Source organism: Plantactinospora sp. WMMB782 (assembly GCF_049179135.1).
Classification (GTDB): domain Bacteria; phylum Actinomycetota; class Actinomycetes; order Mycobacteriales; family Micromonosporaceae; genus Plantactinospora.
The window spans coordinates 3,211,298-3,223,916 of the sequence record NZ_JBMHMC010000007.1 but is presented as its reverse complement, the minus strand read 5'-3'; the positions used below and the strand labels follow the sequence as shown (position 1 = coordinate 3,223,916).

Genomic DNA, 12,619 nt, shown 5'->3' with positions numbered 1-12,619 from the left:
GGCAGAAGCGGTCGGGAAGGTCGCGCCTATTGCCGATGTAGTCCACGCGATTGCGCGTCGTCATGCACAACCAGCGGACCGACGCCGTCCGCCGCATTTCAGACTGACAGCGCCGCCGGGCGGTAGCAATCCGTTGTCCTCACCCTTGCGGGTGGACAACAGCAAACGAGCGGAAGTCGACGCGGCCGGGACGGCCCGGCCGCAAACCGCTCGACAGTGGCCGCTCCTCCGCGGTATTACGAGCGATAGTCCGAAGGTGGCTGTTCGTCGGTGTGAAGGACGTCCATAAGGAGCGGCATGGCCTGCACGACCACACCTTCCGTACGCCAGCGCCGCAACGTTCGGCTGAGGTTCCGCAGGTCGTGCCGGACTGTCGCGGAGTCGACAGTCGAGGCATCCTGAAGCACCGGCCGGAGCACCTCGCAGGCCCGTTCGAGTTCTCCGGCGTGGGCGAGCGCGAGCGCGAGGCGGGCGCCGCACCGGGAGCGGGTGCGGTGCATGGTGAGCGGGAGCCGGTCAAGTTCGGCGCCGAGGATCGCAGCGGATTCGGTCGGTCTTCCCAGGTCGAGCAGACACCAGCCGGTCGTGAAGGCGACGGGGTCGCGCATGGTGAGGCTGCCCAGCGCGGGTTCGGCAGTCGTCTCGCCAGCCGCCCGCGCCGTCAGCGTCGCCGCCCGGTCGAGTGCCTGCCGACAGGCCCGCTCGTCACCGGCGAGGGCGTACCCCTGGGCGGCGCGCTGGGCGGCGAAGGCGGCGACCCGGCTGCTGGATGCCCGCTGTTCCGCCTGCTCGGCGAGGGCCACCACCGACCGGGAGTCATCCCGGTAGAGTGCCAGTTCCGCCCCGCGAACCAGGGCGTAGACGGGCAGCTCGCGGTCTCCGCCGGTCGTGGCGAGTTCCACGGCGCGCTGGGTCCACCACCGCGCCGCACCCTCGTCACCCTTCTCCTGGGCCATCCAGCCGGTGTACTCCGCGAACCGGGCCGCCAGGCGGAACGCGGAGACCCGGGTCTCGCCCTGCGCCTCGGCGGCGAGGGCGCGGATGCTGTTGGTGGCACCAACCAGCATATGGATCATGGTCGCCGGGTCGACCCCCTGGCCGAGCAGGCGCATCTGGTCGAGCCAGCTCCGGAATGTCGGCAGGGCGAAATCCGCCACCTGCGGTCGCCCCCGTGCCGGAATAATCGCCCAACTCATCATCGAAGCTGCGGCGGTCAACACCGTACGCCGGTCGAAAGCCGTGAATTCACCACTGCCGTCCGCGTTCATCCGCATCACCCAGACCTCGCTCGGAGTCGCTGTTTCCGGCGGCGGATCGTACGACGGTACGTCGACCAGACGGGCGAGGGCGCCATCGGCATTCAGTTCCTGATCGCATCGACGGGCCAGGTCCACACTGGGCCGTTTGATTCCCGACTCGATCTTGCTCAGATGGCTCTTGCTGTAGTTGATCCGTCCGGCCAACTCCGTAAGGCTGATTCCCTCTCCGGTTCGCCGCCGGCGGAGTTCTCCAGCGAACGTTATCGGACCAGCCACCTGGTCCACCATGGCCACCACCGCGTTTCCGTCGTCCGGGCCGGAAGGATGTGGACAACACTATCCGCCCACCGCAAACGTCGCCGACCGCGGACGCGACGTCCTTTCACAAACGCTGCTGTGGATCTCCGCTACTGTGATGGCACCCCCGATCGGTGCGGCAGGTAGGGCGCGCCGGCAACCCTCAGGAGGCGTACTTGGCGGACGAGGACGAACTCCGGCTGCGCCACCTCGCCGACGTGCAGGCGACGGTCGCCCGGATGTCCCAGCACTCGTTCGTCATCCGGGGCTGGTCGGTCACGCTGGTGTCCATCGTGTTCACCGTGCTCGGCACCCAGGGCCAGAACCTGCGCCTGTTGGCGGTGGTGGCCCTAGCGCCCGCCGTGATCTTCTGGGGGTTGGACGCCTACTACCTCCGCCAGGAGCGCCTCTTCCGGCGGCTGCACGCGGCGGTCGCCCGCCGGCTGCTCGACGGTGCGGAGGCCCCCGACGTACGGCCACTGGAGATGGGTGTGGCGCAGTACCACGACGAGGTGCCGGGATACTGGCGTACCCTCGTCACCCTGCACGTACTGGCGATTCCGGCGACCCTGATCGTGTTGACCCTGGGTTACACGCTGCTGCTCGACTGACTGTCGCCGAATCCGTCCCGAGGTGGCATACGGCTCACCAGATGCCGACCGCGTCCTCTCCGACGCCGAGCCGGATCTCGGCCCGGATCGTCACACCCTGCTCACCCAGCACCGCGCCGCACCGCCGCAACAGGTTCAGCGCCGGCAGGTTGTCCGGCGTGGTCTCGGCGATCACCCGCCGGGCACCCGCCTCGACCGCCTCGGCGAGCAGCAGCCGCAGGGCGATCAGGCCGATCCCCTGCCCCCGGGTGGACTTGCCGAGCCACATTCCGGTCTCCAGGGTGCCCGGCTCGGCGTGCCGGGCCAGCCGGGCCATCCCCACCACGTCGCCGTCCTGGACGATCGCGTACATCAGGTTGCCGGTCGGGCCGGACAGGCCGCCGAAGTTCGCCCGGTGGAACTCGCGGAACGCGTCGCGGCGCGCCTGTGACCAGCCGGCCGGCGCCTCGACCGGTGGCATCACCTCGTCCGGCTCGGTCTCGGCGACCGCCACCGACAGCAGCGGTTCGAGATTCTGCTCGTCTACCGGCGTCAGCCGTACCTCACGGGTCATGATCTCGATGCTTCTCGCCGCGCCGCCGCCGCGTCCACCGGTTTGCCGGCACCCGCTCCGTTCGGCCCATCCGACCCGACCGGGTGACCCCCTCGGTGACTGGCTGGTCGTGCCCTCCACAGCGCCGGCCGGCCGACCCGCCACAATCCGAACATCGAGGGTGGAAAGGGGAGATGGCGGACGGGAGTGCCTACCGACTCAGGATGTGCCGATCACCGCCGCCACCTGATCCGGCAGCGGGTACGGGCGTTCGGGGGGAAGCAGTGCACCGGCCGCGTCCCGCGCACCCGCGCGCAGGTGTGCCCGGATCGCGTGTGCGGTCGCCGTGACGTCCTGGATTCCGACAATCCACTCCTCGACGTACCGGACGACCGCCGGGCCGGTCAGCCCGACCTGGAGGGACCGGTGCGGCAGTGCTGCCAGCTCCAGCGAACGCTCCGGGTCCCACTGCACGCGTACCGGGCTGGTCTTCAACCGCGCGGCCCAGTCCGCACGGCTCGGATGGCGGTCCGGGTCGTAGTGGCTCAGGCAGGCCCGGCCGAGTGCCCACTCGAAGCCGTCCCGGCTGATCTCGACCGCGAGTACCCGCTCCTGGCCGGGTTTCTCGGCGAAGCCGCAGCGGTACATCATCCAGCGGAAGGACGGCTTGATCCAGGTCATCCGCTCCCGCTTGAACGGGGGCACGAACCGTCCGGCGGCCAACGCCGGCTCGGCGATCGACGGCGGATACGCCTGGTAGACCGTGATCGTCTCGTCGGTGAAGCCGGCCCGGACCTGTCGCTGCGGAATCGACACGACGCCGATCGTCGCCGCACCCGCCACCCCACCGCCACCCGGTTTCAGCCAACGCCCAGTTTCAGCCGGCACCCGCGCCGCCGACCCGGGCCGGTACTCAGTCGTCGTCGAACTCGCAGAGTACGGCGGTCGCGTCGTCGTGCCGCTTGAAGCCGGCCCGCCGCTGGCCGTCGCCGGCCTCGACCAGCCGGACCCGGCGGATCAGCTCACCCGGCCCGGCGTCGCTGAGCAGGTCGAGCAGGCCGCGCCAGTCGAAGAGGCCGAACTGCTCGACCGCGACCGAGGCACCGTCGGTGAGCAGCGCCGCCCGGCGCAGCCGCTCCGGCCCGCGCAGCGACAGGCTGCCGGTGACCGCGTGGTACGCCGCGTCCGGGTTGGCCGCGGCCACCCAGTAGCCGTGGGTACGGTTCATCCGCTCCCGCTGCAACGCCACCGCCCGGCGGAACCGGGTGGCCGGGTCCACGTCGCCACCGACCAGGGCCACGGCACCCGCCTGTTGCCGCAGCTCGGCCATTGCCGCGCCCAGCCGCTCGTCGGAGACCACCTGGATCCGCCCGCCCCGGTCGAGCACCAGCGGGCTGTCGCAGAGCACCAGGTATTCGACGTGGTCGCCACCGTGCCGCAGCAGGCACACCGTGGCCGACGGGGTGCCGGGATGGTCGAGGTCGCAGCTGCCGCCGTGGTCGGCGCGTACCGCCAGGATGGCCGCGGCGAGGTTGCCGGTCAGCGCGGCGGCGGGCCGGTCGGCGGCGGCCAGGCAGAGCCGCGCCGCGAGCCGCCGGACGTACCAGGCCGGTCCGTGTACGCAGCCGGTGTCGAAGCCGTCCGGCACGGTCGCCCCGTCGAGTACGCCGACCAGTTCCCCGTACCGGAAGACGTGGTCCTCGTTCGCCGGCCTGCCCGGCACCGGCGCCGAGGCCGACCGGACCCGCATCATCGGCGCGGCTCCGGCCGCTTCCGGCCTGACGGTGTCATCGGCGGCTCCCGGCGCTCCGGCGACTGGTCTCCCCCTCCTGTCTACCGTGCGGCGGGGCCCGGCCCGGCCGAAATCGACGCCCTGCGCGGCCCGGATCGCGCCCGGGCGGCGCCGACCAGGAGCGTCCCGGCGCACACCGGGACGCCCGACAGGTCACCGCGCGCTCGGGGTTACCCATCCTGGGAACCTGCCGACCAGCGGCGATTACTGACGGTAGCGTCGAGGGTCGGGGACGTGACCGCGAAGGGGGAGCGCAGATGTTGGAGCACCTGCACCGGATGGGCCTGCGGGCCGAGCACATGTACATGGCCGGCATGGCGAGCATCGGACTGTCGTTCGTGAGCTGGGTGATGTCGAAGCAGATGGAGAACGCCGGGATCGACCGGGCCGACCGCTGGGGCATCTTCATCGGCGAGTGGGCGCCGACCTTCATCGCGCTCGGCAACGGGCTGCGCACCTACGAGAAGTAGCCGGCCCTGCCCGTGCGTGCCGTGCACCGCCGTCGCCCTGCTACCGGCGGCGGTTGCGGCTGCGGGCGGCGCGCAGCCGGCGGAGCCGGGCGACCAGCACCGGTTCGACCGCCAGCGCGGCCGGATTGTCCAGCAGTCCGTTGAGGAGCTGGTAGTAGCGGGTCGCCGAGAGGTCGAAGGCGTCCCGGATCGCCTGTTCCTTGGCGCCGGCATGCTTCCACCAGCGCCGTTCGAAGGCCAGGATCTCGCGCTCCCGCTCAGAGAGCGCCGGGTCGGCCGGCGGTGCCGGTGCGGGGATCTCGGGTACGTCCGCCGCCTCGGGCCCGGGTGCAGACCGTGGCTGCGGAACGTCCGCCGCCTTCGTGCCGGGTGCCGGCCGTGGCTGCGGAACGTGCGGCGCCCCGGCGGTCCCGGGCTCGGTGCCGCCCTCGGCGGGGTCGCCCGCCGGAGCGGAGGCGTTCCTCATGGCGCTCCTCGCGGAGGTGGACAGGGACTCGACCTGGGCTCATCAGCCTACCGACGCCAGGTCGGGACCGCACCGGCCGCCACCGGCGACAACCGTCACCCGGGCGACAACCGTCACCCCGGCGGCCCCGCAGCCCCGCGCCCCGCGCCCCGCGCCCCTGCGACGCCGCGACCCGGCGACGACCGTCACCCGGCGACCCGCCGACCCGGCGAGCCGGCGAGCCGCCGACCCGGCGACCCGGCGAGCCGCCGACCCGCGCCCGGCGACCCGGCCGCCGGGGACGGCGCCCCCCGGCCGCCGCCCCCGACTTCCGACCCCCGATCCCCGTGCTGCGGCGTCAGGTGATGTCCCGCCGCCGCATCGACCAGATCGCCCCGCCGAGCACCACCACCAGGCCGACGGCGAGCAGCACCGAGGAGTCCTGCCAGGTGATGTCCTTGGTCAGCGCCTGGCAGTCCCCGGTGTACGACGCCTGGCAGGCGTCCCAGTTCTGCAACGTGACCTTCTTGTCCATCCAGGCCAGCAGGTATGTCGGCAACAGCCAGCTCTCGATGAACTTGACCTGGGCCATCGCCATCACGATGCCGAGCCCGAACTGCCCGACCACCATCACCCCGAGCACCCCGCCGAGGGCCAGCGCGGTATGCCGGCCGAGCGAGGCCAGACCGAAGCCGAGCGTCCCGGCCACCAGCACCAGGACGAGCCCGCGCAGGCCGGTCAGGCCGAAGGACTGCCAGGTTCCGGAGGTCATGCCCGCGGTGCTGCCCCGGAGGCTGCCGGTCGCCCAGAACGCCGCAGTCCACGCCGCGGCGGTCAGCACCGTCACGCCGAACAGCGCGGAGAGCAGCGCGGCCAGTTTGGTGAGGAGTACCCTGATCCGCTGCGGTCGCCAGAGCAGCAGGTTCATCATCCCGCCGGTACTCCACTCGGCGCCCACGAACGACGCACCGCCGACGAACGCCACCAGGGCGAGTACGGCGGTCAGCGTGGTGACGGTGGCGGCGAACTCCTCGCGGAACTCGAAGGTGGCCGGCATGTGCCACTCGGCCCGGAACGCGTCCCGGGGCGGCGGCTGGATGACGCTACAGTCGTCCGGGAAGCCCTGCGGCGAGGTGCCGCCGGCCGCCTTCGCCCGCTCGCAGTCCTGCCGGTGCCGCTCGGTCATCGTGACGTTCTGCTGGTACTCCCGCTCCGCGGCACGGTTCGCCGCGGCGATCTGCTCCGGCCCGACCCTGTGGTTGGTGAAGAACATCCCGACCGCGACGGCGACCAGCACGAGCAGCCCGGCCAGGGTCAGGTAGCGGATGAACCGCCGCTTGCCGAGCCGGCGCAGTTCCGTGGTGTAGAGGTTCACACCCCCCACCCCCCGTTCGTCCTGGAGTCGTTCGCCGGGCCGCCGTCCACCACCACGGACTGGTCCACCTGGCGGTGCTGGCCCGGCACCGGCGCGGTGGCGGTCAGCTCCAGGAAGACGCTCTCCAGGTCGACGGTGACCGGGGCCAGCTCGCTGACGTAGAGGTCGGCGGCGGCGAGGGTACGGGTGACGGTGGCCGGCTTGTCCACCTCGTACACCAGCAGGTGGTCGTCGTGCGGGGTGACCCGGGCGCCGGAGCGGGCGAGCAGGTCTGCGGCGACCGGCAGGTCGGTGACCGCCTCCAGCCGCACCCGCAGCCCGCCGCCGGAGTGCTCGGCCAGCACCTCGTCGACCGGACCGGCGGCGACCCGGCGACCGAGCGAGATGATGGTGACCGAGTCGCAGATGAGCTGCACCTCGCCGAGGATGTGGCTGGAGACCACCACGGTCATACCGGAGGCGGCGAGATCCCGCATCAGGGTGCGCATCTCCCGGATGCCGCCCGGGTCGAGACCGTTGGCCGGCTCGTCCAGGATCAGCAGCTTCGGGTTCTTCAGCAGCGCGGAGGCGACGGCCAGCCGCTGCTTCATGCCCAGCGAGTAGGTCTTGACCCGGTCCCTGGCCCGCTCCCGCAGCCCGACCAGCTCCAGCACCTCCATCACCCGGGTCTGCGGCACGCCACCGGCGCCGGCCAACAGCGAGAGGGTGTCCCGGGCGGAGAAGTGCGGGAAGAACTGCGGGGACTCGACGATGGCGCCCACCTGGCCGGCGACCGTGGGCAGGGCCGCCGGCACCTCCTGGCCGAGGATCGCCATCCGGCCTCCGTTGGGCCGGATCAGCCCGAGCAGCGTACGCAGGGTGGTGGTCTTGCCCGAGCCGTTCGGGCCGAGGAAGCCGTGCACCTGGCCCGCCTCGACGCGCATGTCGAAGCCGTCCAACGCCTGCCGGGTGCCCCGGCGTCTACTCCGGTAGGTCTTGCGCAGACCTTCGATCTCCAGTACGGCAGCCATCTCGGCCTCTCTGGTCGTGTCCGCCATCGCTCATGTCCGGATAACGACCGACACCGTACCATCGCTTTGCGCACTACCGCGCGATGCACGCTACTTCGCCAGCGACAACCGCCCGACGCCGCACCGTCCCGCGCCGCGCACGCCGTCCCGCGCCGCGCCGTCCCGCGCCGCGCCGGCTGTTTCCGGCGTCGCCCGGATCGCTGACCTGGACAACAGAGGCGTTATCCGTGCCGCGTAACGCCTCTGTTGTCCAGGTGAGCGACGGGGACGGCGAGGCACGGTGGTCACCTCGTCCGCTCGGCCCGAGACCCCATCGCGGGCTGGCGGGCCGTCCGCTCCCGGGCGTCGGCCGAGCGCCCCCACCTGGTCCGCGGCCACGGCTTCGTCACGGACAGGATGGTGGCGGCCCAGAGTGCGACGGTGAACGCGGCCAGGCAGGCCGTCAGGGCGACACCGGTGGCACCCGGTTCGGCGGCCGGGTCGACAGTACGCAGCGCCAGCTCGTCGGCGAGCGCACTCTCCACGGTTCCGGCGACCACCGGAATGCTCACCGAGATGGCGAACTTGACCAGCACCCACCAGTGCCGGACCAGTCCCCACTTCGTACCGAGCGAGAGCACCAGGCCGGTGATGATGGCGAGGAACATCGACGGGATCGCCGCCGCCAGGTCGACGACGTGCAGCACCTCGTACGCCCCGTGCCGCAGCGCGGGCGAACCGGCGGCGCTGCCGATGATCGCCAGTACGGTCATGGTCAGCGCCACCCCGAGCCAGCCGACGCTGAACCCGACGTGCAGGACCAGCCAGATCCTCCGGGTCCGGGGCGACATCCGCGGAAACCTCGGTCGGCTCAGCCCCAGGATCGTCAACGACAGCGGGATGCCGAGCAGCGCGACCGGGGCCGGGATGCCGAAGACGAACTGCACCGGCGCCAGCACCAGGTGCAGCCCGATGGTGATCCGGCGACCGCGCTCCGGTCCGCGCAGCGCGGCGAGCACCGACAGCAGCGCCGCCACCGGATAGCCGAGCAGGGCCGCCGCCCGGAGTACCGGAACGTCGGAGCCGCCCAGCAGCGCCCCGACGGTCAGGCCGGCGAAGCCGACGAAGACCCAGTGCAGCGCGGTGACGGAGGCGGGCCGGCGCCGGTCGGTGGCCGGGCCGGCGGGTTCGGGTCGGAGATCGACAGCCATGCACCGACGCTAGGTTCGGCCGGGCCGGGCCCGCATCGGCCGAGATGGGTCCGGCCAGCCCCCGACGGTCGCCCGGCACCGCCGCCGGCCACTACTTTCGGCTGAGTCCAACGGCCGAGGCGACACCCGGCCGACCTGCCTAGACTTCTCCGACATGGGTCCCCGCCACCGTCTCGCCGTGGACCTGCCACTCGCCGGTGTCTGCGTGCTGGCCGGCGTCTGGGACGGGTTGCAGTCCGGGCTGTTCGACGGCTCCCCGCTCGCCGGCCAGCGTGCTCCGCTGGCCGTCAACGCGACCCTCGGGGTGCTCACCGGGCTCGCCCTGCTCCTCCGGCGTGACCGGCCACTGCTGTTCTGGGGCTCCGCCCTGCTCTGTTGGGTCGTCGTCGGGGCGTACCCCGGGACGATCCTGGCGCAGTACTCCGTCGGTGCCCACCTGCGCTCGACCCGGTTGCGGGTGGCGCTCACCGCCGTGATGGTGACCGCGGTGGCCTGGCCGATCTGGCGGTCCAAGGGCGGTGACGCGGGCGCACCGCTGAGCGTCGCGCTCTGCGTCCTGCCGGTGCTGGTCGGGCTCTACCTGTCGTCCCGGCGGGAGGTGCTGGCGAACCTGGAGGAACGCGCCCGGCGCAACGAGCGCGAGGAGCGGCTCCGGATCGACCAGGCGCGGGCCGAGGAGCGGGCCCAGATCGCCCGGGACATGCACGACGTGGTCACCCACCGGGTGGCGCTGATGGTGCTGCACGCCACCGCGTTGGAGTCGGCGCGGGGGCGGGACGCGGTCACCATCGCCGGCCGGATCCAGGGCATCGGCCGGGAGGCGCTGGCCGAGCTGCGTACCCTGGTCGGGGTGCTGCGGGACGGCGCCGACGCACCGCTGCGGCCACAGCCCGGCCTCGACGACCTGGCCGAGCTGGTGGCCGCGTCCAGGGCCCTCGGGCACACCGTCGAACTCTTCGTCGAGCCCGGACTCTCCGTCCCGGCGCTGGTGCAGCACGCCGCCTACCGGGTGGTGCAGGAGGCGCTGACGAACGTGCACAAGCACGCGTACGACGCCCGCGCCAGTGTGGCGGTCGGCTCGGACCGCGACGGGCTGTGGCTGGTGGTCCGGGACGACGGCGGTACCAGTGCGCCGGCCGTGGCGCCGGGTGGCGGACACGGGCTGCTCGGCATCGCCGAACGTGTCCGGCTGGTCGGCGGCACCCTGCGCACCCGTCGACCGGGCGGCGGCGGTTTCGAGGTGTCCGCCCGGCTGCCGGTGACCGGCCCGGACCTGGAGGTGGGCCGGTGATCCGGCTGCTTGTGGTGGACGACGAGTGGATGGTCCGGGGAATGCTCCGGACGATCATGGACGCGTACGACGACATCGAGGTGGTCGGCGAGGCCGGCGACGGGGCCGAGGCGGTGCGCCGGGCCCGCGAACTGCGCCCCGACGTGGTGCTGATGGATATCCGGATGCCCCGGGCCGACGGGCTCGACGCGACCGCCGCGCTGGCCCGGTCCGCGGAACCGCCGAAGGTGGTCGTGCTGACCACCTTCGACCTCGACGAGTACGTGGCGACGGCGCTGCGGCACGGCGCGGTCGGCTTCCTGCTCAAGGACGCCACCGCCGACCAGATGGCCGCCGCGGTGCGCAGCGCCGCCGCCGGTGACGCCATGCTCTCGCCACAGGTCACCCGAAGGCTGCTGCACCGGTTCGCCGAGCCGGCCGACCCGCACCGGCACGACGCGCTCCGCCGGCTCGAAGTGCTCACCGGCAAGGAGCGGGAGGTGCTTGTCGCGCTCGGCGAAGGGCTCACCAACAGCGACATCGGCCGGCGGCTCCATCTCAGCGAGGCCACCGTGAAGAGCCACGTCAGCCGGCTGCTCGCCAAGCTCCAGCTCGGCAACCGGGTGCAGGCGGCGATCCTGGCGTACCGCGCCGGCCTGCTCCGCTGAGCTGGGCCGTGGTCGGCGGCGCGGTCGCCGTGGGGTCAGAAGGTACTGACGTCGAAGCGGGTCGCTCGGGCGCTCACCGGCCCCCGGCCGGTCTCGTTGCCGTCGATGTCGAGCCCCCGGTAGGTGCCCTGGCTGGTCAGCGTGTCGCCGTGCACCTCGGCGTGGTGCAGTGCCCGGACCTCGCCGTTGTAGCGCAGCGGCAGCCCCTTCAGGTCGTCCGGCAGCACCTGCCAGAGGGTGAACGTCACGGTACGTCGCCCGGTGGGCCGCCAGCGCCCGGTGGCGATGTGGATCCCCTGGGCGAAGGAGAGGAAGAAGCCGCCCGGCAGGAAGGTGAGGAGTGCCACCTCCTCCTCGTGCGGCAGCGTGACCACACCCCGCCAGGTACCCACCACGGGGCTTTCCGGCCGGCGGTCCGGCGGAGACGCCTCGGCGGCCCGGTCCGCGCCCATCGACACCCCGCCCGCGCCCACCGCCGCGCTGACCGCCACCGCTCCGGCACCGGCGGCACGCCGCAGGAACCGCCTCCGGTCGTCGTCTCCGGCCATCACCGAACACCTCACCGTCACTGGTTGGGACTCGACGGAGCCGACCGTACGGCGATGCCCGGTACGTCCGCATCGCCCGTTGGTAGCCGCCGGTCGCCTCCCGGCCGGTCCTTCGACCGAATCGTTCGGCCGACCAGCTCGCCCCGAGCCCTCGGGCGGCATGCTCGCCGGAGCGACAGAGCGCCCGAGCGACAGAGCACCCGAGCGACAGAGCACCCGAGCGACAGAGCACCCGAGCGACGGAGCGACGGTCGGACCGGGCGCGATCCGGGCTGCCGGTGGGGCGGTCAGGCGCAGACGACGCGGTCAGGCGCAGACGACGTTGACACCCGCGTCGCGGAACGCCTGCACGGTGGCCGGGTCCGCACCCGAGTCGGTGACCAGGGTCTCCACCCGCTCGATCGGGCAGATCCGGGCGAAGGCGTGCCCGCCCAGCTTGGACGAGTCGGCGATGATCACGACTCGCTTGGCCCGCGCCACCATCAGGTTGTTCATCGACGCCTCGCCCTCGTGGTGCGCCGCCGCACCGAGCTGTACGTCGATGGCATCCACCCCGAGCAGCGCCACGTCCAGGGTGACCTCGCGCAGCAACGCGCCGCCGAGCGGGCCGACCAGTTCGAAGGACTGCGGCCGGACCACCCCGCCGGCCACCACGATCTTCATCCGGGACCGGACCAGCAGCTCGTTAGCGATGTTCAGCGCGTTCGTCACCACGGTCAACTGGGCGCCGTCGGCGCTGCTGTTCAGGTCGGGCCGGACGGCCAGCCCCCGGGCCACCTCGGTGGTGGTGGTGCCGCCGTTGAGCCCGACCACCATGCCCGGGGCGACCAGGGCCGCGGCGGCGGCGCCGATCCGCTGCTTCTCGGCCGAGTGCTTGGCGGTCTTGTAACGCAGCGGCAGGTCGTACGAGACGCCGTTGGCGACGGCTCCGCCCCGGGTACGCGTGATCATCTGCTGCTGGGCGAGCTGGTCGAAGTCACGCCGGATGGTCGCCTGCGAGACGTCCAGCCGGGCGGCCGCGTCCTCCACGCTGACCCGACCGGAGTCGGTGAGCAGTTCGAGCAGTGCGTTCCATCGCGCGTAGCGGTCCACCCCGGGCCTCCCGCCTCCAGCTCCGTTGCGGATCCAGCTCCGTTGCGGAGATTCCGTGCA

14 protein-coding genes are annotated in these 12,619 nt (G+C 72.4%); 4 read left to right on the top strand and 10 right to left on the bottom strand.

Going from position 1 to position 12,619, the window contains the following annotated elements:
- Positions 1–236: 236 nt before the first annotated feature.
- Positions 237–1,547 (bottom strand): helix-turn-helix domain-containing protein, encoded by a 1,311-nt coding sequence (locus ACN28A_RS16780; RefSeq protein WP_421404444.1) that lies wholly within the window; start codon positions 1,545–1,547, stop codon positions 237–239.
- 185 nt (positions 1,548–1,732) lie between these two features.
- On the opposite strand from ACN28A_RS16780, the gene ACN28A_RS16775 reads away from it, so the two are divergent.
- Complete coding sequence (locus tag ACN28A_RS16775) at positions 1,733–2,167, top strand: hypothetical protein (RefSeq protein ID WP_421396324.1); 435 nt, start codon at positions 1,733–1,735, stop codon at positions 2,165–2,167.
- A 34-nt stretch (positions 2,168–2,201) separates the two neighbouring features.
- Here ACN28A_RS16775 and ACN28A_RS16770 read toward each other — a convergent pair whose 3' ends face one another.
- The 3 genes from ACN28A_RS16770 to ACN28A_RS16760 all read right to left on the bottom strand — a co-directional run bounded on the left by ACN28A_RS16770 (position 2,202) and on the right by ACN28A_RS16760 (position 4,452).
- Positions 2,202–2,720, bottom strand: coding sequence for a GNAT family N-acetyltransferase (locus ACN28A_RS16770; protein ID WP_421396323.1), 519 nt, complete (start codon positions 2,718–2,720; stop codon positions 2,202–2,204).
- Between the two features lie 198 nt (positions 2,721–2,918).
- Positions 2,919–3,515: a DUF4291 domain-containing protein gene (locus ACN28A_RS16765; RefSeq protein WP_421396322.1), complete on the bottom strand. Its 597-nt coding sequence runs from the start codon at positions 3,513–3,515 to the stop codon at positions 2,919–2,921.
- Positions 3,516–3,612: 97 nt separating this feature from the next.
- A complete protein-coding gene (locus ACN28A_RS16760; protein WP_421396320.1) occupies positions 3,613–4,452 on the bottom strand; it encodes a hypothetical protein in 840 nt (279 codons plus the stop codon).
- Positions 4,453–4,748: 296 nt separating this feature from the next.
- Here ACN28A_RS16760 and ACN28A_RS16755 point away from each other — a divergent pair, with 296 nt between their 5' ends.
- A complete protein-coding gene (locus ACN28A_RS16755) occupies positions 4,749–4,961 on the top strand; it encodes a hypothetical protein (RefSeq protein ID WP_278065613.1) in 213 nt (70 codons plus the stop codon).
- 40 nt (positions 4,962–5,001) lie between these two features.
- On the opposite strand, the gene ACN28A_RS16750 is transcribed toward ACN28A_RS16755, so the two are convergent.
- The 4 genes from ACN28A_RS16750 to ACN28A_RS16735 all read right to left on the bottom strand — a co-directional run bounded on the left by ACN28A_RS16750 (position 5,002) and on the right by ACN28A_RS16735 (position 8,981).
- Positions 5,002–5,427, bottom strand: a complete 426-nt coding sequence (locus ACN28A_RS16750) for a DUF3263 domain-containing protein (protein ID WP_421396319.1) — start codon at positions 5,425–5,427, stop codon at positions 5,002–5,004.
- A gap of 337 nt (positions 5,428–5,764) precedes the next feature.
- Complete coding sequence (locus tag ACN28A_RS16745) at positions 5,765–6,781, bottom strand: ABC transporter permease subunit (protein ID WP_421396318.1); 1,017 nt, start codon at positions 6,779–6,781, stop codon at positions 5,765–5,767.
- Positions 6,778–7,791 (bottom strand): ATP-binding cassette domain-containing protein, encoded by a 1,014-nt coding sequence (locus ACN28A_RS16740; RefSeq protein ID WP_421396317.1) that lies wholly within the window; start codon positions 7,789–7,791, stop codon positions 6,778–6,780. Before ACN28A_RS16740 ends, ACN28A_RS16745 begins: the two co-directional genes overlap by 4 nt.
- 284 nt (positions 7,792–8,075) lie before the next feature.
- Complete coding sequence (locus tag ACN28A_RS16735; RefSeq protein ID WP_421396315.1) at positions 8,076–8,981, bottom strand: hypothetical protein; 906 nt, start codon at positions 8,979–8,981, stop codon at positions 8,076–8,078.
- A gap of 178 nt (positions 8,982–9,159) precedes the next feature.
- On the opposite strand from ACN28A_RS16735, the gene ACN28A_RS16730 reads away from it, so the two are divergent.
- Together ACN28A_RS16730 and ACN28A_RS16725 are read left to right on the top strand one after the other, a co-directional pair.
- Positions 9,160–10,272, top strand: a complete 1,113-nt coding sequence (locus tag ACN28A_RS16730) for a sensor histidine kinase (RefSeq protein WP_421396314.1) — start codon at positions 9,160–9,162, stop codon at positions 10,270–10,272.
- The gene (locus ACN28A_RS16725; RefSeq protein WP_421396313.1) at positions 10,269–10,919 is read left to right on the top strand and encodes a response regulator; all 651 of its coding nucleotides are present in this window, start codon (positions 10,269–10,271) and stop codon (positions 10,917–10,919) included. Before ACN28A_RS16730 ends, ACN28A_RS16725 begins: the two co-directional genes overlap by 4 nt.
- A gap of 35 nt (positions 10,920–10,954) precedes the next feature.
- Here the strand turns inward: ACN28A_RS16725 and ACN28A_RS16720 are convergent, their stop codons facing one another.
- Positions 10,955–11,467: a hypothetical protein gene (locus ACN28A_RS16720; RefSeq protein ID WP_421396311.1), complete on the bottom strand. Its 513-nt coding sequence runs from the start codon at positions 11,465–11,467 to the stop codon at positions 10,955–10,957.
- 306 nt (positions 11,468–11,773) lie between these two features.
- Positions 11,774–12,559: a DeoR/GlpR family DNA-binding transcription regulator gene (locus tag ACN28A_RS16715; protein ID WP_421396309.1), complete on the bottom strand. Its 786-nt coding sequence runs from the start codon at positions 12,557–12,559 to the stop codon at positions 11,774–11,776.
- Between the last annotated feature and the right edge of the window lie 60 nt (positions 12,560–12,619).

Coding starts and splice junctions, on each gene's coding strand:
- ACN28A_RS16780 (WP_421404444.1), bottom strand. CDS start 1,547: ATGGTGGACCAGGTGGCTGGTCCGATAACGTTCGCTGGAGAACTCCGC.
- ACN28A_RS16770 (WP_421396323.1), bottom strand. CDS start 2,720: ATGACCCGTGAGGTACGGCTGACGCCGGTAGACGAGCAGAATCTCGAA.
- ACN28A_RS16760 (WP_421396320.1), bottom strand. CDS start 4,452: ATGATGCGGGTCCGGTCGGCCTCGGCGCCGGTGCCGGGCAGGCCGGCG.
- ACN28A_RS16755 (WP_278065613.1), top strand. CDS start 4,749: ATGTTGGAGCACCTGCACCGGATGGGCCTGCGGGCCGAGCACATGTAC.
- ACN28A_RS16750 (WP_421396319.1), bottom strand. CDS start 5,427: ATGAGGAACGCCTCCGCTCCGGCGGGCGACCCCGCCGAGGGCGGCACC.
- ACN28A_RS16740 (WP_421396317.1), bottom strand. CDS start 7,791: ATGGCTGCCGTACTGGAGATCGAAGGTCTGCGCAAGACCTACCGGAGT.
- ACN28A_RS16735 (WP_421396315.1), bottom strand. CDS start 8,981: ATGGCTGTCGATCTCCGACCCGAACCCGCCGGCCCGGCCACCGACCGG.
- ACN28A_RS16720 (WP_421396311.1), bottom strand. CDS start 11,467: ATGGCCGGAGACGACGACCGGAGGCGGTTCCTGCGGCGTGCCGCCGGT.